The organism is Thermobifida alba, assembly GCF_023208015.1.
GTDB lineage: Bacteria > Actinomycetota > Actinomycetes > Streptosporangiales > Streptosporangiaceae > Thermobifida > Thermobifida alba.
In genome coordinates this window covers 2,297,847-2,318,427 of sequence record NZ_CP051627.1, presented here as the reverse complement: position 1 = coordinate 2,318,427, position 20,581 = coordinate 2,297,847, and the positions used below count along the sequence as shown (strand labels likewise).

Annotated in this window: 17 protein-coding genes and 1 pseudogene; 15 read left to right on the top strand and 3 right to left on the bottom strand. The window is 73.0% G+C overall.

Annotation, left to right across the window (positions count from 1 at the left end):
- The first annotated feature begins 50 nt into the window (after positions 1-50).
- The 5 genes from rplT to pheT all read left to right on the top strand — a co-directional run bounded on the left by rplT (position 51) and on the right by pheT (position 6,482).
- Positions 51-428: a 50S ribosomal protein L20 gene (gene rplT, locus FOF52_RS10250; protein ID WP_248593589.1), complete on the top strand. Its 378-nt coding sequence runs from the start codon at positions 51-53 to the stop codon at positions 426-428.
- Between the two features lie 18 nt (positions 429-446).
- Positions 447-1,271 carry a TrmH family RNA methyltransferase gene (locus FOF52_RS10245; RefSeq protein WP_248593588.1) on the top strand — a complete coding sequence of 275 codons (825 nt, stop codon included), beginning with the start codon at positions 447-449 and terminating at the stop codon, positions 1,269-1,271.
- A gap of 384 nt (positions 1,272-1,655) precedes the next feature.
- Positions 1,656-2,747, top strand: coding sequence for a sensor histidine kinase (locus FOF52_RS10240; protein WP_248593587.1), 1,092 nt, complete (start codon positions 1,656-1,658; stop codon positions 2,745-2,747).
- Between the two features lie 121 nt (positions 2,748-2,868).
- On the top strand, positions 2,869-3,987 hold the full coding sequence (gene pheS, locus FOF52_RS10235) for a phenylalanine--tRNA ligase subunit alpha (protein ID WP_248593586.1): 1,119 nt from the start codon (positions 2,869-2,871) through the stop codon (positions 3,985-3,987).
- On the top strand, positions 3,987-6,482 hold the full coding sequence (gene pheT / locus FOF52_RS10230; protein ID WP_248593585.1) for a phenylalanine--tRNA ligase subunit beta: 2,496 nt from the start codon (positions 3,987-3,989) through the stop codon (positions 6,480-6,482). Before pheS ends, pheT begins: the two co-directional genes overlap by 1 nt.
- Here pheT and FOF52_RS10225 read toward each other — a convergent pair.
- From FOF52_RS10225 to FOF52_RS10215, 3 genes and pseudogenes are all read right to left on the bottom strand, one after another.
- Positions 6,479-7,183, bottom strand: a complete 705-nt coding sequence (locus FOF52_RS10225; protein WP_248593584.1) for a hypothetical protein — start codon at positions 7,181-7,183, stop codon at positions 6,479-6,481. The two genes, pheT and FOF52_RS10225, sit on opposite strands and share 4 nt — an antisense overlap.
- Positions 7,180-8,570 (bottom strand): annotated as a pseudogene (locus tag FOF52_RS10220) (ATP-binding protein). Before FOF52_RS10220 ends, FOF52_RS10225 begins: the two are co-directional and overlap by 4 nt.
- 70 nt (positions 8,571-8,640) lie before the next feature.
- Positions 8,641-9,315 carry a response regulator transcription factor gene (locus FOF52_RS10215; RefSeq protein ID WP_248593583.1) on the bottom strand — a complete coding sequence of 225 codons (675 nt, stop codon included), beginning with the start codon at positions 9,313-9,315 and terminating at the stop codon, positions 8,641-8,643.
- Positions 9,316-9,506: 191 nt separating this feature from the next.
- Between FOF52_RS10215 and FOF52_RS10210 the strand changes: the two genes are divergently transcribed.
- From FOF52_RS10210 to argH, 10 genes are all read left to right on the top strand, one after another.
- Positions 9,507-10,385 carry a phytanoyl-CoA dioxygenase family protein gene (locus FOF52_RS10210; protein WP_248593582.1) on the top strand — a complete coding sequence of 293 codons (879 nt, stop codon included), beginning with the start codon at positions 9,507-9,509 and terminating at the stop codon, positions 10,383-10,385.
- Positions 10,386-10,521: 136 nt separating this feature from the next.
- Positions 10,522-11,019, top strand: coding sequence for a MarR family winged helix-turn-helix transcriptional regulator (locus tag FOF52_RS10205; protein WP_248593581.1), 498 nt, complete (start codon positions 10,522-10,524; stop codon positions 11,017-11,019).
- A 180-nt stretch (positions 11,020-11,199) separates the two neighbouring features.
- The gene (locus FOF52_RS10200; RefSeq protein ID WP_248593580.1) at positions 11,200-12,642 is read left to right on the top strand and encodes an NAD(P)/FAD-dependent oxidoreductase; all 1,443 of its coding nucleotides are present in this window, start codon (positions 11,200-11,202) and stop codon (positions 12,640-12,642) included.
- A 145-nt stretch (positions 12,643-12,787) separates the two neighbouring features.
- Complete coding sequence (gene argC, locus FOF52_RS10195) at positions 12,788-13,816, top strand: N-acetyl-gamma-glutamyl-phosphate reductase (RefSeq protein ID WP_248593579.1); 1,029 nt, start codon at positions 12,788-12,790, stop codon at positions 13,814-13,816.
- Entirely contained in the window at positions 13,813-14,964 is a 1,152-nt protein-coding gene (gene argJ / locus FOF52_RS10190) for a bifunctional glutamate N-acetyltransferase/amino-acid acetyltransferase ArgJ (protein ID WP_248593578.1), read from the top strand. Before argC ends, argJ begins: the two co-directional genes overlap by 4 nt.
- Entirely contained in the window at positions 14,961-15,869 is a 909-nt protein-coding gene (argB, locus tag FOF52_RS10185) for an acetylglutamate kinase (RefSeq protein WP_248593577.1), read from the top strand. Before argJ ends, argB begins: the two co-directional genes overlap by 4 nt.
- Positions 15,866-17,077, top strand: coding sequence for an acetylornithine transaminase (locus tag FOF52_RS10180; protein ID WP_248593576.1), 1,212 nt, complete (start codon positions 15,866-15,868; stop codon positions 17,075-17,077). The genes argB and FOF52_RS10180 overlap by 4 nt, the downstream gene beginning before the upstream one ends.
- A complete protein-coding gene (locus tag FOF52_RS10175; protein WP_248593575.1) occupies positions 17,074-17,607 on the top strand; it encodes an arginine repressor in 534 nt (177 codons plus the stop codon). The genes FOF52_RS10180 and FOF52_RS10175 overlap by 4 nt, the downstream gene beginning before the upstream one ends.
- A 68-nt stretch (positions 17,608-17,675) precedes the next feature.
- Positions 17,676-18,875 (top strand): argininosuccinate synthase, encoded by a 1,200-nt coding sequence (locus tag FOF52_RS10170; RefSeq protein WP_248593574.1) that lies wholly within the window; start codon positions 17,676-17,678, stop codon positions 18,873-18,875.
- Between the two features lie 100 nt (positions 18,876-18,975).
- The gene (gene argH, locus FOF52_RS10165; RefSeq protein ID WP_248593573.1) at positions 18,976-20,406 is read left to right on the top strand and encodes an argininosuccinate lyase; all 1,431 of its coding nucleotides are present in this window, start codon (positions 18,976-18,978) and stop codon (positions 20,404-20,406) included.
- Positions 20,407-20,581: the final 175 nt, after the last annotated feature.

Sequence of the window (20,581 nt, the reverse complement as noted above, 5' to 3'; positions counted from 1 at the left end):
CATCGCCGGACGGTGTGTCCGGAACGTCAGTCTCAATCGAGGAGTTGCAAGTGGCACGCGTGAAGCGGTCTCTCAACGCAAAGAAGAAGCGCCGGGTCGTTCTCGAACGCGCCAGCGGCTACCGCGGCCAGCGGTCGCGCCTCTACCGCAAGGCCAAGGAGCAGATGCTCCACTCGATGACGTACGCCTACCGCGACCGCAAGGACCGCAAGGGCCAGTTCCGTCGTCTGTGGATCCAGCGCATCAACGCGGCCGCCCGCGCCAACGGTCTGACCTACAACCGTTTCATGCAGGGACTCAAAGCCGCCGGCATCGAGGTGGACCGCCGCATGCTCGCCGAACTGGCGGTCAACGACGCGCCCACCTTCGCCGCGCTGGTCGAGACCGCCAAGAAGGCCATTCCGGCGCCCACCAGCTCCGCGGCCTGAACGACGGTGTGATCGACGATGGCGAGCCACGAGTTCACGAGTATTCGGTCCCCCAGGATCAAGGGGGCTCGTCGGCTCGCCAAACGCGCTTTCCGGCAGCGTGAGCGGCGCTTCCTCGCGGAGGGGCCGCAGGCCGTGCGCGAGGCGCTCGCCCTCCCCGAGGTGGCGCGCGAACTGTACGCCACCGCCGAGGCGATGCAGCGGCACGGCTCCCTGGTCCGCACCGCGGAACAGGCGGGGATCCCGGTCCACCGGGTCACCCTGGACGTGATGGGCGAACTGGCGCAGACGGTCACCCCGCAGGGCCTGCTCGCGGTCTGCTCCTTCGTCGACGTCCCGCTGTCCGCGCTGGACAGGCCCCGGCTCGTCGTGGTCCTGTCGCACGTCCGCGACCCCGGCAACGCGGGGACCGTGCTGCGCACCGCGGACGCGGCCGGAGCCGACGCCGTCGTCTTCACCGACGCCTCGGTCGACCCGTACAACGGCAAGTGCGTCCGGGCCTCCGCCGGAAGCCTCTTCCACCTCCCGGTCGTCGTGGGCGTGCGGATCGACGAGGTCGCCCGCTTCCTGCGGCAGGCCGGGCTCACGCTCCTGGCCGCGGACGGCCGGGGAGAGCGCAGCCTGGACGACGCCTCCGACTCCGGAATGCTCGCCGGCCCCGTGGCCTGGGTCTTCGGCAACGAGGCGTGGGGCCTGCCGGAGGAGACCATCGCCCTCACCGACGGGGCGGTCAGCGTCCCCATCTACGGCAGCGCCGAGAGCCTCAACCTCGCCACCGCCGCCGCGGTCTGCCTCTACGCCACCGCCAGGGAGCAGCGCCGCAGCTCGACCCTCCCGGTCTGAAGCCCCGCAGCGGCACCCCCTCGGCCCCCCGTTATGCGCCGTACGCGTCACGATCCCGGATACGGGTAGCACGCGCCCTCGACCACCTCCTCCCCGGTGAACCGCTCCGCCGCCGCGGATGCTCCCCCCGTCCCACCGCCTCCGGAAGGCGCACGGCGAGGTCGTCGGCTTGCCCGCGCACCGGGGGGTGCCGCTACGCTCGTCATCTCGGAGCCCCACGGTGCAGGCCGGGGACTCCGCCGCGTCCTCCGCGGCTCGCGCACGGCCGTCACGACCGGCGGGTGACGACCTTTCCGGGGCGGCGTCCGGCAGCAGGCCCCCGGACGCTGGAGGATGCACAACACGGGCTGTGCCGTTTCCGGGGAACGGCGAGAAGGTTCGCATATGGCTTGGGAGGCGGTCGTGGGTGGCGACCAGTCGGCAGTCGGTGACCACGGGTGTGACGCCCTGCTGTCAGCCGAGGACCTTCCCGACGGGGTACTGGTCGCGGACCGCCACGGCAGAGTGGTCACGTTCAACCGGATGGCCGCCCGCCTCACCGGCGTGCCGGCGGACACCGCCGTCGGCCGGGACTTCCGCGACGTGCTCCCGCTCCACGACCCCGAGGGCCGCGACTGGTGGAAGTGCACCGACCCCTACGGGGGGCTGCGCACCCGCACCCGCCAGCCGGAGCGGCGACTGCTGCTGGCCGACGGGCGCGAGGTCATGATGGCCGCCCGCTACGTACGGGAGGAACCCTGCGGCGACGTGGTCCGCCTCGTGGTGACCCTGCGCGACGCGGCCCGCCGGGCCTGCCTGGAACGCTCCAGCGCCGACCTGGTCTCGACCGTCGCCCACGAACTGCGCTCCCCGCTGACCAGCGTCAAGGGCTTCACCGCGACGATGCTGGCCAAGTGGGGCAGGCTCACCGACACGCAGAAGATCTTCATGCTGGAGACCGTCAACGCCGACGCGGACCGGGTCACCCGGCTCATCACCGAACTCCTCGACGTCTCCCGCATCCAGTCGGGCCGGCTCGAAGTGCGGCGACAGCTCGTCGACCTGGGAGACCGCGCCCGCCGGGTCATCGCCGGATGGGTCGCCTCCGGCGAGTCGGAGGACCGGTTCCGCCTGGACGTGCGCGGTCCGCTGCCCGAAATGTGGCTCGACATCGACAAGATCGACCAGATCATCGCCAACTTGGTGGAAAATGGACTGCGGCACGGCGCTGGTACTGTCACGATAGTGATCGAGCCGTGCGAGGGAGGAGCAGCCGTGTCGGTGCGCGACGAGGGCGAGGGCGTCAGGCCCGAGGCCGCCACGCGCGTCTTCCGCCAGTTCTGGCGCGGCAAGCGCCACGGAGGCACCGGTCTGGGGCTGTTCATCGTCAAGGGCCTGGTCGAGGCCCACGGTGGCACGATCACGGTCGGCCGCGCGCCCAGCGGCGGCGCCGAGTTCCGATTTATCCTGCCCGCCGGCACGCCCGAGTTCGTCTGACGGGCTCGGCGGCGGCGGGCTTCGCGGAGACTTCCCAGTCGGTTTGTGCCCACCCGCCGCACGGCGGTGGGCCGTGACATTCCGTCCCGTGGACCGCGCGGGACGGCGAGGCAACCACCATATGTCTGCACCCAACAACTCCTACGACCCGGTCGAGGTGAACGCGCTTCACCCGGACGAGGTCGCACGCATGCGCAACGAGGCGCTCGACGCCATCGCCAAGGCCTCCAGCCTGGAAGAACTCAAAGAGGTCCGGATCGCGCACGCCGGGGACCGCTCGCCGCTGGCACTGGCCAACCGGGAGATCGGCGCGCTGCCGCCCGCGGCGCGGGCCGACGCGGGCAAGCGCGTGGGCGGCGCCCGCCGAGAGGTCGCCGAGGCGCTCAAGGCCCGCCAGGCCCAGCTGGAGGAGGAGCGCGACGCCCGGGTCCTCGTCGAGGAGGCCGTCGACGTCACCCTGCCCTACGACCGGGTCCCCCGCGGGGCCCGGCACCCGCTGACCGTCATCGCCGACCGGATGGCCGACATCTTCGTCGGCATGGGCTTCGAGGTGGCCGAGGGGCCGGAGGTCGAGGCCGAGTGGTACAACTTCGACGCCCTCAACTTCCTGCCCGACCATCCGGCCCGCACCATGCAGGACACCTTCTTCGTCGCCGGACCCGACGGCGGGGAGTCCGGCATGGTGCTGCGCACGCACACCTCGCCGGTGCAGGTGCGCGCGCTGCTGGACCGCGAACTGCCCGTCTACGTGGTCGTGCCCGGCCGCACCTTCCGCACCGACGAGCTGGACGCCACGCACAGCCCGGTCTTCCACCAGTTGGAGGGGCTGGTCGTGGACGAGGGGATCACGCTGGCGCACCTGCGCGGCGCGATCCAGGTGTTCGTCGAGCGGATGTTCGGCGAAGGGCTGCGCACCCGCATGCGCCCGTCGTACTTCCCGTTCACCGAACCGTCCGCCGAGGTGGACATGGAGTGCTTCGTGTGCCGGGGCGCCTCCGTGGGCAACCCCGAGGCCCCCTGCCGGACCTGCTCCTCGGAGGGCTGGATCGAGATCGGCGGCTGCGGCGTGGTCAACCCGCGGGTGCTGACCGCCGCCGGGGTGGACACCGAACGCTACAGCGGCTGGGCCTTCGGCCTGGGCATCGAGCGGACGCTGATGTTCGCCCACGGGGTCAAGGACATGCACGACATGGTCGAGGGTGACGTCCGGTTCACCGCGGCCTTCGGGATGGAGATGTGATGCGGGTTCCGCTTTCCTGGCTGCGCGAGTACGTCGCACTGCCCGCCGAGGCCACCGCGCGCGAGGTGGCCGAGAAGCTGATCGGTCTGGGCCTGGAGGTCGAGACCGTCGAGGAGGTGGGCGCCGACATCACCGGCCCGATCGTGGTGGGCCGGGTGCTGACCATCGAGGAGCTCACCGGGTTCAAGAAGCCCATCCGGTTCTGCACCGTGGACGTGGGCGACGCCAACGGCACCGGCGAGCCGCAGGAGATCGTGTGCGGGGCCCGCAACTTCACCGAGGGCGACCTGGTCGTGGTGTCGCTGCCCGGAGCGGTGCTGCCGGGCGGCTTCGCGATCTCCGCGCGCAAGACCTACGGCAGGATCTCGGCGGGCATGATCTGCTCGGCGAGCGAACTGGGGCTGTGGGAGGACCACGAGGGCATCATCGTGCTGCCCGAGGGCTTCGCCGAGCCCGGCACCAACGCCCACGACCTGCTGGGGCTGCGCGACTCCGTGCTGGACATCGCGGTCACCCCCGACCGGGGCTACGCGCTGTCGATGCGCGGGGTGGCCCGCGAGGCCGCCGCCGCCTACGGCGTCGACTTCACCGACCCCGCGCAGCGGCCCCTGCCGGAGACGACCGGGGGCGGCTACCCGGCGACCGTCGCCGACCCGACGATCTGCTCCCGCTACGTGCTGCGCGGCGTGACCGGGTTCGACCCGCACGCGCCGAGCCCGCTGTGGATGCGCCGCCGGCTGCACCTGTGCGGGGTGCGCTCCATCTCGCTGGCGGTCGACGTCACCAACTACGTGATGCTGGAACTGGGGCAGCCGCTGCACGCCTGGGACCGCGCCACCCTGCGCGGCCCGATCGAGGTCCGGCTGGCCCGGCAGGGCGAGAAGCTGGAGACCCTCGACCACGTGGTGCGCGACCTGGACCCCGACGACATCCTGATCACCGACGAGTCGGGGCCGATCAACATCGCGGGCGTCATGGGCGGTGTGCACACCGAGATCAGCGAGACCTCCACCGACATCCTCGTCGAGGCCGCGCACTTCGCCGACACGCACATCGCGCGCACCTCGCGCCGCCACCAGCTGTCCTCGGAGTCCTCGCGCCGGTTCGAACGCGGTGTGGACACCGCCGTCCAGCTCGCCGCGGCGACCCGCGCGGTCGACCTGCTCGCCGAGCTGGGCGGGGCGACCATCGAGGACGGCGTCACCCACATCGACCTGACCGTCCCGCGTGAGCCCATCGTGGTGCGGGCGGGGCACGCGGGCCGGGTCGCGGGGGTGGACTACCCGGTGGAGACCGAGATCGCCCGGCTCCGCCAGGTCGGCTGCGAGGTCGTCCAGGACGGTGACACGCTCTCGGTCACCCCGCCGAGCTGGCGGCCCGACCTCACCGACCCCAACGACCTGGCCGAGGAGGTCATCCGCAACGAGGGCTACGAGAACATCCCGGCCGTCCCGCCGCAGGCCCCGGCCGGCCGCGGGCTGACCCGCGGCCAGCGGCTGCGCCGCGCGGTGGGGCGGACCCTCGCCGACCGGGGGTTCTTCGAGGTGCTCAACTACCCCTTCGTCGGGACGCGCGACCTCGACGGACTCCAGTTGGCCGACGACGACCCCAGGCGCACCGCGGTACGCCTGGCCAACCCGCTCCACGACGACGAGCCGCTGCTGCGCACCACCCTGCTGCCGGGGCTGTTCCGGGCCCTGGCCCGCAACGTCGGACGCGGCTTCGGCGACGTCGCGCTGTTCGAGATGGGGCTGGTCTACCACCCCAGGCCCGGGGCTCCCGCCAGGGCCCCGGTCCCGGCGGTGGACCGGGCCCCCACCGCCGAGGAGCGCGCCGCGCTGGAGGCGGCCCTGCCCGCCCAGCCGCGCCACGTCGCGGCGGTGCTGGCCGGCCAGCGGCTGCAGTCCGGCTGGTGGGGCGAGGGCGAGAACGCCACCTGGGCCGACGCCGTCCAGGCCGCGCGTGAGACGGCGAGCGTGGCCGGGGTGGAACTCATGGTCCGCGCCGCCCAGTACGCGCCCTGGCACCCGGGGCGCTGCGCGGCGCTGTACGTGGCGGACGGCGACGGCGACGTGCTCGTGGGCCACGCGGGGGAACTGCACCCCCGGGTGACCAAGGCCTACGGGCTGCCGCCGCGGACCGCGGCGCTGGAGATCGACTGGGACCGGGTCGAGGCGGCGGCGACGGTCGCGACCGCCCCGCGCGTCTCCACCTACCCGGTGGCCACCCAGGACGTCGCGCTCGTGGTGGACGAGTCCGTGCCGGCGGCCGAGGTCGAGGCGGCCCTGCGCCAGGGGGCCGGGGAACTGCTGGAGAGCGTCCGGCTGTTCGACGTCTACACCGGGGACCAGGTGGGGGAGGGGCGCAAGTCGCTGGCCTACGCGCTGCGGCTGCGCGCCGACGACCGCACGCTGACCGCGGAGGAGACCAACAGGGTCAGGGACGCGGCGGTGGCGGCGGCCGCGGAGCGCACCGGCGCGGTGCAGCGCGGCTAGCGGGACCGTCCGGCCGCAGGTGAACGTGGGGGCCGCCCGCTCGGGCGGCCCCCACCGCTACTCGGCCTCGCCCCAGTCCAGGGAGCCCGCGCCGTCGCAGTCGTCCGGCACCAGGCCCGCGGGGCTCCGGTACGTCCGTCCGCCCCCGACACGACCACCGACTCCACACCCCGGACGCGCAGGCCGGTGCAGATCACCTGGAGGACGCCGTCGAGGTCCGGGGGCGCGGCCGATCCCTGTGCCGCCGGACCGCCGGGCAGGCCCGGTTGAGAAGTGGAGGAGAAGGGGGCCGCCTCCTCCGCGGACCGGGGGAGGGAGGCCGCGGAGGCGTGGACGTGCAGCTCCCCCTCCGCCGACTCCGCGACCGCCACCCGGTGCAGCACGGACGGGGAGGTGAGCGCACTCCACAGGCCGCGTTCCCGCTCCTCGGAGTTGGGGCCCCGCCACAGCAGCTCCATCACCCTCCGGGGGTCGGCGGGGTCGGTGTCCCGCCACACCGGGGTGAGGCGGGCATCGGAGCCGAACAGGTAGATCAGTGTCCCCGCGTCGGTGCTTCCCCGGGCCACGGGCGCGGGACCCGCGTCGATGATCCCGCTCTCCCGCACCCCGCAGCCGCCGGCCGCCAGCGCGCAGCACAGCGCCAGCGCTCCCCCCGCCAGGGCGGCGCGCCCGGAGGGGCGGGGACGGTCGTCGGGACTCATCGGTCCTCCTTCGCGGGCTGCGGCAGCACGAGGGTGAACACCGCGCCGCCGTCGTTGTGGACGGTCAGCCTCCCCCCGTGGAGGACGGCGTTGGCGTGGGCGATGGACAGGCCGAGCCCGCTGCCTCCGCCGCCGGAGCGGGAGCTGTCGGCCTTGACGAAGCGTTCGAAGATGTCCGGGAGCTTCTCCGGGGGATGCCCGGACCACGGTCGCGCACCTGCACCTCCAGGACCGCGGGGGCGCAGAGCCCGTCCAACCGGGCGGTCACCGTCACCGGAGGGGCGCCGTGCCGCAGGGCGTTGCCGACCAGGTTGGACAGGATGACGTCGAACCGGCGCGGGTCCACCGAGGCGCGCAGCCCCGGGGCCGCGCGCACCTCCACCCTGCCGGCCCACCCCCGGCTGTGCACGCACTCCAGCAGCGCCTCGCCCACCGCGATCTCGTCGAGGTGGAGGACGCTCACCCCCGCGTCCAGGCGGCTGATCTCCAACAGGTCCTCCACCAGGCGGCGCAGCCGGCGGACCTCCGCGACGACGACGCGCGCCGCGGTCCCCGCGTCCGGCCGCATCTGCCGTGCCTCGTCCTCCAGCACGTCGGACAGGGCCGTCAACGAGGTCAGCGGGGTGCGCAGCTCGTGGGAGACGTCGGCGGCGAAGCGCCGCGCCTGGCTCTCCAGGCGGCGCAGCTCCTCCACACTGCCCTGCAGGGCCGTGGCGCTGCGGTTGAAGGTGCGGGCCAGGTCGGCCAGTTCGTCCCCGCCGCGTTCCTCGATGCGGGCGGTCAGGTCGCCCTCGCCGAGGCGGTGCGCGGCGTCGCGCAGGGCGCGCACCGGCCGCAGCACGCTGCCGGCCAGCAGGATGCCGACGACCACGGCGGCCACGAGCGCGCAGCCGCCCGCCTGCGCCAGCGAGGTCTGCAACCGGGAGATCTGCTCCTCCTGGGAGGAGAGGCTGACGAACACGAAGACACGCAGCGGACTCTGCCGGGTGCCGCCGTCGGGGCCGGCGACGTGCACCCGGGCTCCCACGACGAGCCAGGGCTGGCCGGAGAGGATCACCCGCTGGCAGCCGATGCCCGTCTCGGACAGTTCCCGCAGCTCCTCCGGGACGTCTTCGAGGCGCAGGCCGCTGGACACGCGCACCGTGTCCTCCACGAGGACCAGCGCCTGCCCCTGGGTGCGGCGGCGCAGCTCCAGGGCGAGTTCCTCCAGCGGCTGCTGCGGCACCGACCCGGGGTCCAGCGCCGGGTTGACCAGGACCGGGGGAACCTGGTGCGTCAGCACCTGGCGGACCTGTTCGAGCGCGGTGTCCTGGGCCTGCTGCAGCAGTGCCCGGTGGAACAGGACGTAGCCGATGCCCGAGGCGAGCAGGGTGGAGACCAGTGCCATCACGGTCAACGCGCTGACGAGCCGGAGCCGCAGGGAGAACAGGCCGCGCCGGCGGCGGGGGCGGATTCGGTCACGGCGGGGAGAAGCGGTAGCCGAACCCCCGGACGGTCTGGATGAGGACGGGGGCGGCCGGGTCGGGTTCGATCTTGGCCCGGACGCGTTGGATGCAGGCGTCGACGAGGCGGGAGTCGCCCAGGTAGTCGTGCTCCCACACGTCGCGCAGCAGCTGCTGGCGGCTCAGTGCCCTGCCGGGGTGGCGGGTCAGCTCCAGCAGCAGCCGCAGCTCGGTCGGGGTCAGGTGGACGTCGGTGCCGCCGCGGGTGACCCTGAGCGCGGCCCGGTCCACGACCAGGTCGCCGTAGACGGACCGCTCCAGCGGCTGGTTCTCCGCCCGGCGCAGCACCGCGCGGATCCGGGCGTCCAGCACGCGCGGCTCGACGGGTTTGACGACGTAGTCGTCGGCGCCCGCCTCCAGGCCCATGATGACGTCGATGTCGTCGCCGCGGGCGGTGAGCAGGATGATGGGCAGCTCGTCGGACTGCCGGACGCGGCGGCACACCTCCAGGCCGTCCATCCGGGGCAGCATGATGTCCAGCACGACCAGTTCGGGGCGCCGGGAGCGGATCGTCTGCAGCGCCTCCTCCCCGGTGGCCCGGGCCGTCACCGAGTGGCCGAGCCTGGTCAGGGCCAGCTCCAGGCCCACCCTCGCGGAGGGGGCGTCCTCTACCAACAGGACCGCGGTCACCGGGCCATTATCGCGACGCGCCGGCACAGCAGCCGACGAAGCAGGCGACTGTTGCAGAATCCGGACATTGTGCGGGATCTGGTGCCTTCCGCTGACGCGTTGGGGGGCAGAGGCGGTCCACCGTGGGCGGTGCACCCCGGGCGGAGTCGAAAGTCCGGGACCGCCCGACGACACCGGAGACGAGGAGCGCGATGACCGTCAACACCGCGACGCGTTGGCCCAACGCGATCACCCAGCAGCAGCGCGAGCAGTTCGAGAGCCAGGGCTTCCTGGTGGTCCGCAACGCCCTGGACCAGGCGGAGGTCGCACGGCTCACCGAGGCGGTGGACCGCCTCTACGCGGAGGAGGAGCGGGCCGGACGCCTGGACGCGGACGGCAACATGCACCTGCTGGGCTGCCTGCTGCGGGGCGAGGCCTTCCTGGACCTGCTCGACCACCCGGCGACCTTCCCGGTGGTGTGGGGGATCCTCGGCTGGAACATCTTCGGATTCCACTCGCACGCCGACGTGCACCCGCCGCTGCCGGGACCGCGGCCCCGCCGGTGGCGCTGGCACCAGGACGGCACCCGGATCAACCTGGAGGTGGAGACGCCGGTGACCCGGCCGCGGCTGTCGGTGAAGTGCTCCTACTGGCTGTCCGGCGCCTCACAGCCGGGCCGCGGCAACTTCTCGGTCATCCCCGGCAGCCACCGGAGCAACACGCTGCAGCGTCCGCAGAACCTGGAGGACTACGACGAGGAGCCGCCCGGCGCGGTCGAGCTGACGGCCGAGCCGGGCGACGCCATCGTCTTCGACCGCAGGATCTGGCACGCCCGCACCGACAACCACTCCCGGGTGACCCGCAAGGCGGTCTTCGTCGCCTACACCTACCGGTGGATGCGCCCCTACGACTACTCCGAGGTCCCGGCGGAGCTGGTGGAGCGGCTCTCGCCGGTCCGCAGGCAACTGCTGGGGGAGGGGGCCGACCCGCTGAACTACTGGGGGCGCGGCGACGCCGGGCACCCCCCGCTGTTCCACGAGCTGAACGGGGCCGGGATGCTCGACCCCTCCGTCCCCAACCAGCGGCCCTGACCCCCGCCCCGCGTCCGGGAGGGCTTCCCCTTCCCGGACGCGGGCCCCGTCCCCCGGGAAGAATTTAGTTAGCTGAGAAGATGTTTATTGCATATGATGAAACCGGCCGTGTCGGCACGGCCGTGAGGGGGACCGCATGGGGACGAGAGCCGACGCCGAGAGGATCACCGACGAGGATCTGATCACCTGTTGGGGGCTGTTTCACGAGGCGCTCTCGGCGACCTCCCCGCTCCTGCTCCGGGGCATCGACCCCCGCGGGGAGGACATGTCCGGCCCCTGGTTCGAGGTGCTGATCCGGTTGCAGCGCTCCCCGCAGCACCGCCTGCCGATGAGCCAGCTGGCCCGGGAGGTCTCCCTGAGCAGCGGCGGGTTCACCAAACTGGCCGACCGGCTGGAACGCAACGGCTACCTGGAGCGCCAGGCCTGTCCCTCGGACCGCCGGGTCACCTACGCCGCGCTCACCGAGAAGGGGCTGGCCCTGGCCGAACAGGCCCGGACCAGGCACGTGGCGCTGCTGCGGGAGCACGTGCTGGCGCCCCTGGGCGCCGACGGGGTGCGGGCGCTGGCCGAGCAGGCGCGCAAACTGCGGGACAGCTCCCGCCGGGCCCACCGGTCCGCGGAGCACAAGAGGTGACCGCCGCCGTGCGGGACGCGTCCGAATCGGCACCGGCTGCGGACCCGAGCCGGGCCTTCCACTACAATTCCCCTTCTTCGGGACAACCGCCCTCCGCTACCCGGGGCGACGTCCACGACACGAGGAGCGCCTGAACCCGGGGGCAGGCGCCACGCGGAGTGTTCGGGGAGGCAGACACCCATGAGACTGATCGCCAGCGCAGCCGAGATGCGCGCCATTCCCCGTTCCAAGGAGTTCCGCAACGGAGCAGTGTCCTTCTGGTACCGCGAACTGGGCCTGCCGGAACGCCGTGCCGCCCTGCCCGGCGACGCCGACTACGACGTGTGCGTCGTGGGCGCCGGGTACACCGGCCTGTGGACCGCCTACTACCTCAAGAAGGAGCAGCCCGACCTGCGCGTCGCGGTCCTGGAGCGGGAGTTCGCCGGCTTCGGTGCGTCGGGGCGCAACGGCGGCTGGCTGTCGGCGGAGTTCGCCGGTTCGCGGGAGCGCTACGCCAAGTCGCACGGCAAGGGGGCGATGATCGCCCTGCAGCGGGTCATGATGGCCGCGGTCGACGAGGTCATCGCGGTGGCCGAAGCCGAGGGCATCGACGCCGACATCGTCAAGGGCGGCATGCGCATCGTGGCCACCAACCAGGCGCAGAAGGCCCGCCTGCTGGAGGAGATCGCCTACCTCCAGGAGTGGGGCTACTGGCCGGAGGACTACTACCTGCTGGAACCCGACCACGAGCCGCGGCTGCGCGTGGACGGGGCGGTGGCCGAGGCGTTCTGCCCGCACGCCGCGCGCATCCAGCCGGCCAAGCTCGCCAGGGGGCTGGCCGCGGCGGTGGAGGCGCTCGGCGTGGACATCTTCGAGGACACCGCGGTCACCGAGCTGCGGCCGCGCGAGGGGGAGCAGGGGCCCAGCGCGGTGACCGAGCACGGCACGGTGCGGGCCGAGTACGTCATCCGCGCCACGGAGGGGTTCACCGCCGAACTGAACGGCTACCGCCGCCAGTGGCTGCCCATGAACTCCTCGATGATCGTGACCGAGCCGCTGAGCGCCGAGGTGTGGAAGCGGATCGGCTGGGAGGGCCGGGAGGTCCTCGGCGACGCCGCGCACGCCTACGTCTACGCCCAGCGCACCGCGGACGACCGCATCGCCATCGGCGGACGCGGCGTGCCCTACCGGTTCGCCTCGGGACGCGACACCAACGGCGCCACCCAGCCACAGGCGATCGCGGAGCTGTGGCGGGCGCTGACCCGGCTGTTCCCCGCCGCCGGCGAGACGCCCGTGGCCCACGCCTGGTCCGGTGTCCTGGGCGTGTCCCGGGACTGGTGCCCCACCGTGCACCTGGACCGGTCCAGTGGTCTGGGCTGGGCCGGAGGCTACGTCGGCAGCGGGGTCGCCACCTCCAACCTGGCCGGACGCACCCTGCGCGACCTGGTCCTGGGGCGCAGCACCGCGCTGACCCGGCTGCCCTGGGTGGGCCACCGGGCGCGTGCCTGGGAGCCCGAGCCGCTGCGCTGGGTCGGCACCCACCTCGTCCACGGGCTCTACCGCGGCGCCGACCGGCGCGAGGCGTCCCGGGCCGTCGAGACGTCGACGCTGGCCAGCCTGGCCTCCCGGCTCGCCGGCCGCTGACCGCGGCACCGCCGGGCGGCCGCGGCCCCCGGCGGCAGCACCCCGCCCCGCGACCCCGGAGTGAGGTCTTATACACTGACTTGCATAACTTTTCAGCAGGGTGCATGATGGTGCACACCGCACACGGTCCAAGGGGGAGTCGAGCATGGGTTACACGGCGGCGGTCGCCGGCGCCAGCGGATACGTGGGGGGTGAACTGCTGCGCCTCCTGCTCGCCCACCCCGACATCGAGATCGGGACACTCACCGCGGGCGGCAACGCCGGAACCCGGCTGGGCGAGCACCACCCCCACCTGACGCCGCTGGCCGACCGGGTCCTCGCGGACACCACCACCGAAACACTCGCCGGGCACGACGTCGTCTTCCTCGCGCTGCCGCACGGCCACTCCGCCGCCCTCGCCGCCCAACTCGACGCGGACACGCTGGTCGTGGACTGCGGCGCGGACTTCCGCCTCCGCGACGCCGCGGCCTGGCAGCGGTTCTACGGCTCCGAGCACGCCGGGGCCTGGCCCTACGGCCTGCCCGAACTGCCCGGCGCCCGGGACGAGCTGGCGCGCAGCAGGCGCATCGCGGTTCCCGGCTGCTACCCGACCTGCGGCACCCTGGCCCTGCTCCCGGCCCTGGCCGAGGGACTGGTCGAGCCCGAGGCCGTGGTGGTCGCCGCCTCCGGCACCTCCGGCGCGGGCAAGGCCGCCAAGCCCCACCTCATCGCCAGCGAGGTCATGGGGTCGGCGAGCGTCTACGGCGTCGGCGGCGCCCACCGGCACAACCCCGAGTTCGTCCAGAACCTGTCCGCGGTCGCCGGCGTCCCGGTCCGGGTCTCCTTCACCCCGGTCCTGGTACCGATGCCGCGCGGAATCCTGGCCACCTGCTCGGCGCCGCTGCGGCCGGGCACCGACCCCGACCGGGTGCGCGCCGCCTACCGGCGCCACTACGACCCCGAGCCCTTCGTGCACCTGCTGCCCGAGGGAAGCTGGCCCACCACCGCGATGACCCTGGGCGCCAACACCGCGGCCGTCCAGGTCACCGTGGACGAGGCGGCGGGCCGCCTGGTCGCCGTCGCCGCCATCGACAACCTCACCAAGGGAACCGCGGGCGGCGCCGTCCAGAGCGCCAACCTCGCCCTCGGACTCCCCGAAACCACCGGACTCCCCATGACTGGAGTGGCACCGTGAGCGTTACCGCGCCCCTCGGCTTCCGGGCGGCGGGTGTGGCCGCCGGCATCAAGAGCGGCGGCCACCGCGACGTCGCCGTCGTCATCAACGACGGCCCCCAGCGTTCCGCGGCGGCCGTCTTCACCCGCAACCGCGTCAAGGCCGCGCCGGTGCTGTGGTCGCAGCAGGTCGTCGCGGGCGGCCGGGTCCGCGCCGCGGTCCTCAACTCCGGCGGAGCCAACGCCTGCACCGGAACCGGCGGCTTCCAGGACACCCACGCCACCGCCGAACACCTGGCCGCGGCCCTGGACGACTCCGCCGGCGAGATCGTGGTCTGCTCCACCGGACTCATCGGCGAGCGCCTGCCCATGCCGAAACTCCTGGCCGGGGTGGACGCCGCGGTGGCCGAGGCCGCCCGCGACGGCGGCCTGAACGCGGCCGACGCCATCCGCACCACCGACACCGTCGCCAAGATCGCCTTCCGGCGCGGCGACGGCTACACCATCGGCGGCATGGCCAAGGGCGCGGGCATGCTCGCCCCGTCCCTGGCCACCATGCTCTCGGTGCTCACCACCGACGCCGTGCTCACCTCCGAGCAGTGCGACACCCTGCTGCGCGCCGCCACCGAGGTCACCTTCGACCGGCTCGACACCGACGGCTGCACCTCCACCAACGACACCGTGCTGCTCATGGCCAGCGGAGCCGCCGGCACCACCCCCGACGAGGCGGAGTTCGCCCGCCTGCTCACCGAGGTCTGCCAGGACCTGTGCCGCCAGCTGCTGGCCGACGCCGAGGGCGCCACCAAGAGCATCGCCATCGAGGTCGTGGGCGCGGCCAGCACCGACGACGCGGTCGCCGTCGGACGCGCCATCGCCCGCAACGCGCTGTTCAAGTGCGCGATCTACGGCGAGGACCCCAACTGGGGGCGGGTGCTCGCCGCCGTGGGCACCACCGACGCCGCCTTCGAGCCGGACCAGATCAACGTCGCCATCAACGGCGTGTGGGTGTGCCGCGGCGGATCCGTCGGCGACGACCGCTCCAAGGTCAACCTCAAACCCCGCGACGTCACCGTCACCGTGGACCTCTCCGCGGGCTCCGCGGCCGCCACGGTGTGGACCACCGACCTGACCGTCGAATACGTGCACGAGAACTCGGCCTACTCCACATGATCTCCAGAACCCACCAGGCCGCCCTGGACAAGGCGAACATCCTCATCGAGGCGCTCCCGTGGCTGAGCGCCCTCCACGGCAAGACCGTCGTCGTCAAGTACGGCGGCAACGCGATGACCGACCCCGAACTGCGGACACGCTTCGCCGAGAACATCGTGTTCCTGCGCTACGCCGGGCTGCGCCCGGTCGTCGTGCACGGCGGCGGCCCGCAGATCAACGCGCACCTGCAACGGCTCGGCGTGGAGAGCACCTTCACCGCCGGACTGCGGGTCACCACACCCGAGACCATGGAGATCGTCCGCATGGTCCTGGTCGGCCAGGTCAACCGCGAGATCGTCGGACTCGTCAACGAGCACGGCCCCTTCGCCGTGGGCATGTCGGGCGAGGACGCCCACCTGTTCACCGCCGAACGCAAACCCGCCATCATCGACGGGGAACCCGTCGACATCGGACTGGTCGGCGAGGTCGTCGAGGTGCAGCCCGGCGCGGTGCGCAGCCTGCTGGACGACGGGCGCATCCCCGTCATCTCCAGCATCGCCCGGTCCGCGCAGGGCGGCGTGTACAACGTCAACGCCGACACCGCGGCCGCGGCCCTGGCCGTCGCCCTGGGCGCCGCCAAGCTCATCGTGCTCACCGACGTCGAGGGCCTCTACGCCGACTACCCGGTCAACTCCGAGCTGATCAGCCGCCTGAGCGCCGACGAACTGGAGAAACTGCTGCCTCAGCTGTCCTCGGGCATGGCGCCCAAGATGGAGGCGTGCCTGCGCGCGGTCCGCGGCGGCGTGCCCCAGGCGCACGTGCTCGACGGGCGGGTGCCCAACGCGATGCTGCTGGAGATCTTCACCGACGAGGGGGTCGGCACCATGGTCGTGCCGGACGAGAACGCCGCGGGAGGCGCCGCGTGAGCACCACCGAACAGCTGCAGAAGCGCTTCGACGCGGTCCTCATGCCCAACTACGGCACCCCGCCCGTCGCCCTGGTGCGCGGCGAGGGCTGCCGCGTCGTCGACGCCGACGGCAGGAGCTACCTCGACCTCATCGCCGGGATCGCGGTGTCGTCGCTGGGCCACGGGCACCCGGCCCTGGTCAGGGCGGTCACCGAGCAGGTCGCCGCGATCGCCCACACCAGCAACCTGTTCCTGCACGAGCGGGAGGTCGAACTCGCCGAGAAGCTCGTCGCCCTGCTCGGCGGACCCGCCCGGGTCTTCTTCGCCAACTCCGGCACCGAGGCCAACGAGGCGGCGCTGAAACTCGTCCGCCGCGCGGCGGGCCCGGAACGCACCTACTACGTCTCCACCGTCGCCGGGTTCCACGGACGCACCTCCGGCGCGCTCGCCCTCACCGGCAAACCCGCGATCCGCGACCCGTTCGGCCCCTTCGGGATGGACGTGCGGTTCGTCCCGCACGGCGACGTCGAGGCCCTGCGGGAGGCCGTCACCGACGAGTGCGTCGCGGTCTTCGTGGAACCCGTGCAGGGCGAGGCCGGCGTCGTGCCGGCCTCCGAGGGCTACCTGGCCGCGGTCCGCGAGATCTGCGACGCCGCCGGCGCAGCCCTCGTCCTGGACGAGATCCAGAGCGGCATCGGCCGCACCGGCCGGTGGTTCGCCCACCAGGCCGAGGGGGTGCGCCCCGACGTCCTCACCCTGGCCAAGGGCCTGGGCGGCGGGCTGCCCATCGGCGCGTGCGTCGGGTTCGGCCGGTACGGCACGGCCTTCGCCAAGGGCGACCACGGCTCCACGTTCGGCGGCAACCCGGTCGCGGCCGCCGCCGCCCTCGCCGTCCTCGACACCATCGAGCGGGACAACCTGCTCGACTCGGTCACCGAGCTGGGCGACCTGCTCGCCGCGGAGATCGGCGCCGTCGACCACCCCCTGCTCGCGGGGGTGCGCGGCGTCGGCCTGTGGCGCGGCATCCAGCTGACCGCCCCGGCGGCCGGCCACGTCCAGACCCGCGCCGCCGAAGCCGGGTTCCTGGTCAACGCGGTCACCCCCGACGTGGTCCGCCTGGCACCGCCGCTGACCATCACCCGCGCCGAGGTCCTCGAATTCACCGGGGCGCTGCCGGGCATCCTGGCCGCCGCCGCCCGCGACGCCGAGGAGGACGGACGACGATGACCGTCGACGGCGCGAAGCCCGTACCGCCCACCAAGACAGCCCGGCACGCCAAGATCTCCGAACTGCTGACCAGGTACGACGTCCGCTCACAGAGCGAACTGGCGCGCCTGCTGGCCGAGGAGGGCGTGCAGGTCACACAGGCCACGCTCTCGCGGGACCTGGACGAACTGGGCGCGGTCAAACTCCGCACCGTCGACGGAAGCCTCATCTACGTCCTGCCCGGGGAGGGCGGGGAGCGCCTGCAACGGGCCCGCCCCGACCACCTGGGCCTGGAGCAGGTGTCCAACTCACGCATGAGCCGACTGGCCGAGGACCTGCTGGTCTCGGCCGAGGCCTCGGCCAACATGGTCGTCGTCCGCACACCGCCGGGAGCAGCCCAGTACCTGGCCTCGGCGATCGACCACACCGACATCCCCGCCATCCTGGGCACCATCGCGGGCGACGACACGATCCTGGTGATCGCCCGGGACCCCCAGGGCGGCGAGGAGCTCGCCGCGGCACTGCTGCGGCTCGCCAACCGGCGGCCCTAGCCGAGGCCCACCGACCACACCGAACCGGGTGCGCACGCACCCGTCCTGCTGCACGAGGAGAAACACTCATGACCGAGCGGGTCGTACTCGCATACTCCGGAGGGCTCGACACCTCCGTGGCCATCGGCTGGATCGCCGAAGAGACCGGCGCCGAGGTCATCGCGGTCGCCATCGACTGCGGACAGGGCGGCGAGGACCTGGAGGTCATCCGCCAGCGCGCCCTGGCCTGCGGCGCGGTCGAGGCCGTCGTCGCCGACGCCAAGGAGGAGTTCGCCAGCGACTACTGCGTTCCCGCCATCCAGGCCAACGCGCTCTACATGGACCGCTACCCGCTGGTCTCGGCGCTGTCGCGGCCGCTGATCGTCAAGCACCTCGCCGAGGCCGCCCGCTACCACGGCGCCACCATGGTCGCCCACGGCTGCACCGGCAAGGGCAACGACCAGGTGCGCTTCGAGGCGGGACTGGCCGCGCTCTTCCCCGAGCTGAAGGTGCTCGCCCCGGTCCGCGACTCGGGCATGACCCGCGACAAGGCGATCGCGTTCGCCGAGGAGAAGGGCCTGCCCATCGACGTCACCAAGAAGTCGCCGTACTCCATCGACCAGAACCTGTTCGGCCGCGCCGTGGAGACCGGCTTCCTGGAGGACATCTGGAACGGCCCCATCGAGGACGTCTACTCCTACACCCAGAACCCCGCCGACCCGCGTGAGCCCGACGAGCTGGTCATCTCCTTCACCTCCGGCGTGCCCACCGCCATCGACGGCAAGGAGCTCAGCCCGCTGCAGATCATCGAGGAGCTGAACCGGCGCGCCGGCGCCCAGGGCGTGGGCCGCATCGACATGGTCGAGGACCGCCTGGTCGGCATCAAGAGCCGCGAGGTCTACGAGGCCCCCGGCGCGATCGCGCTGATCACCGCGCACCAGGAGCTGGAGAACGTCACCGTCGAACGCGAACTGGCCCGCTTCAAGCGCGGCGTGGACCAGCGGTGGGGCGAACTGGTCTACGACGGCCTGTGGTTCTCCCCGCTCAAGGACGCCCTGGAGAAGTTCATCGTCGAAGCCAACAAGCACGTCACCGGCGACATCCGGATGGTGCTGCACGGCGGCCGGGCCGTGGTCACCGGCCGGCGCAGCGAGGCCTCCCTCTACGACTACAGCCTGGCCACCTACGACACCGGCGACACCTTCGACCAGAGCCTGGCCCGCGGCTTCATCGACATCTGGAGCATGCCCGCCAAGATCGCCAGCATGCGCGACCAGCGGCTCGCCTGACCGCGCCCACGACGCGGCGCCGCGCACCCTCCGGCCCCGGAGCGTGCGCGGCGCCCGTCCCCGTCCGACCACCGACCCACCCACTGTTTAAGGACCCATCGTGGCCAACGAGCCCGACGACCAGGCCGTGCGGCTGTGGGGCGGCCGCTTCAGCGGAGGCCCCTCCGAGGCGCTGGCCCGCCTCTCCCAGAGCACCCACTTCGACTGGCGCCTCGCCCGCCACGACATCGCGGGATCCCGCGCGCACGCCCGCGTCCTGCACGCGGCCGGCCTGCTCGAACCCGACGAGCTCGCCCGGATGCTGGAGGGACTGGACCGCCTGGAGGCCGACGTCGTCTCCGGCGCCTTCACCCCCGGCCCCGCCGACGAGGACGTGCACACCGCGCTGGAGCGGGGCTTCATCGAACGGGTCGGCCCCGAACTGGGCGGACGGCTGCGCGCCGGACGGTCCCGCAACGACCAGATCGCCACGCTGGTGCGCATGTACCTGCGGGAGGAGGCGCGCACCGTCGCCGCACTGCTGCTGGACCTCGCCGCGGCCCTGGCGGAGCAGGCCGAGGCCAACATCGACGTGGCCATGCCGGGCCGCACCCACCTGCAGCACGCCCAACCGGTGCTGCTCGCCCACCACCTGCTGGCGCACGCCTGGCCGCTGGTGCGCGACGTCGAACGGCTGCGCGACTGGGACCGCCGGGCCGACGCGTCGGCCTACGGCTCCGGCGCGCTGGCCGGCTCCTCCCTGGGCCTGGACCCCGAGGCGGTCGCCGCGGACCTGGGCTTCTCCCGGTCGGTGCCCAACTCCATCGACGGCACCGCCGCGCGCGACGTGGTGGCCGAGTTCGCCTTCGTCGCGGCGATGATCGGGGTGGACCTGTCCCGGCTCGCCGAGGAGATCATCCTCTGGGCCACCAAGGAGTTCTCGTTCGTCACCCTCGACGACGCGTTCTCCACCGGCTCCTCGATCATGCCGCAGAAGAAGAACCCGGACATCGCCGAACTCGCCCGCGGCAAGGCCGGGAGGCTCATCGGTGACCTCGCGGGCCTGCTGAGCACGCTCAAGGGGCTGCCGCTCGCCTACAACCGGGACCTGCAGGAGGACAAGGAGCCGGTCTTCGACGCCGTCGACACCCTCCAGGTCCTGCTGCCCGCCTTCACCGGGATGGTCGCCACCCTCACCGTCAACGGGGAGCGGATGGCCGAACTGGCCCCGCAGGGCTTCTCCCTGGCCACCGACATCGCCGAGTGGCTGGTCCGGCACCGGGTGCCGTTCCGCGAGGCCCACGAGATCGCGGGGGCGTGCGTGCGGGTCTGCGAGGAGCGCGGTATCGACCTGCCCGACCTGAGCGACGCGGACCTGGCGGCCATCTCACCGCACCTGACGCCGCAGGTGCGTGAGGTCCTCACCGTCCAGGGCTCGCTGGAGTCGCGGGCGGCCCGGGGCGGAACCGCTCCGGCCCGGGTCCGCGAGCAGCTCGCCGAACTGCAGGCGGCTCTCGCCGAGCACCGCGCCTTCGCCGAGGCCCGGCCCTGACCCCGCGGGGCGGGCGCTCCGCCCGCCCCGCGCCCCGGCGGCGGCCCTCCCACCGGGACGGGTTTGGCCAAAGCCCCCACACCCGGACTCCGTTTCCGGTAGCGTCCATTCTCGACACCGTCGGTACGAACGCCATAACGACTGGTAGTTGGCGTGTCGCGGTGTGGGGGAGGAC

Coding starts and splice junctions, on each gene's coding strand:
- FOF52_RS10245 (WP_248593588.1), top strand. CDS start 447: ATGGCGAGCCACGAGTTCACGAGTATTCGGTCCCCCAGGATCAAGGGG.
- FOF52_RS10240 (WP_248593587.1), top strand. CDS start 1,656: ATGGCTTGGGAGGCGGTCGTGGGTGGCGACCAGTCGGCAGTCGGTGAC.
- pheS (WP_248593586.1), top strand. CDS start 2,869: ATGTCTGCACCCAACAACTCCTACGACCCGGTCGAGGTGAACGCGCTT.
- pheT (WP_248593585.1), top strand. CDS start 3,987: ATGCGGGTTCCGCTTTCCTGGCTGCGCGAGTACGTCGCACTGCCCGCC.
- FOF52_RS10225 (WP_248593584.1), bottom strand. CDS start 7,183: ATGAGTCCCGACGACCGTCCCCGCCCCTCCGGGCGCGCCGCCCTGGCG.
- FOF52_RS10210 (WP_248593582.1), top strand. CDS start 9,507: ATGACCGTCAACACCGCGACGCGTTGGCCCAACGCGATCACCCAGCAG.
- FOF52_RS10205 (WP_248593581.1), top strand. CDS start 10,522: ATGGGGACGAGAGCCGACGCCGAGAGGATCACCGACGAGGATCTGATC.
- FOF52_RS10200 (WP_248593580.1), top strand. CDS start 11,200: ATGAGACTGATCGCCAGCGCAGCCGAGATGCGCGCCATTCCCCGTTCC.
- argC (WP_248593579.1), top strand. CDS start 12,788: ATGGGTTACACGGCGGCGGTCGCCGGCGCCAGCGGATACGTGGGGGGT.
- argB (WP_248593577.1), top strand. CDS start 14,961: ATGATCTCCAGAACCCACCAGGCCGCCCTGGACAAGGCGAACATCCTC.
- FOF52_RS10175 (WP_248593575.1), top strand. CDS start 17,074: ATGACCGTCGACGGCGCGAAGCCCGTACCGCCCACCAAGACAGCCCGG.
- FOF52_RS10170 (WP_248593574.1), top strand. CDS start 17,676: ATGACCGAGCGGGTCGTACTCGCATACTCCGGAGGGCTCGACACCTCC.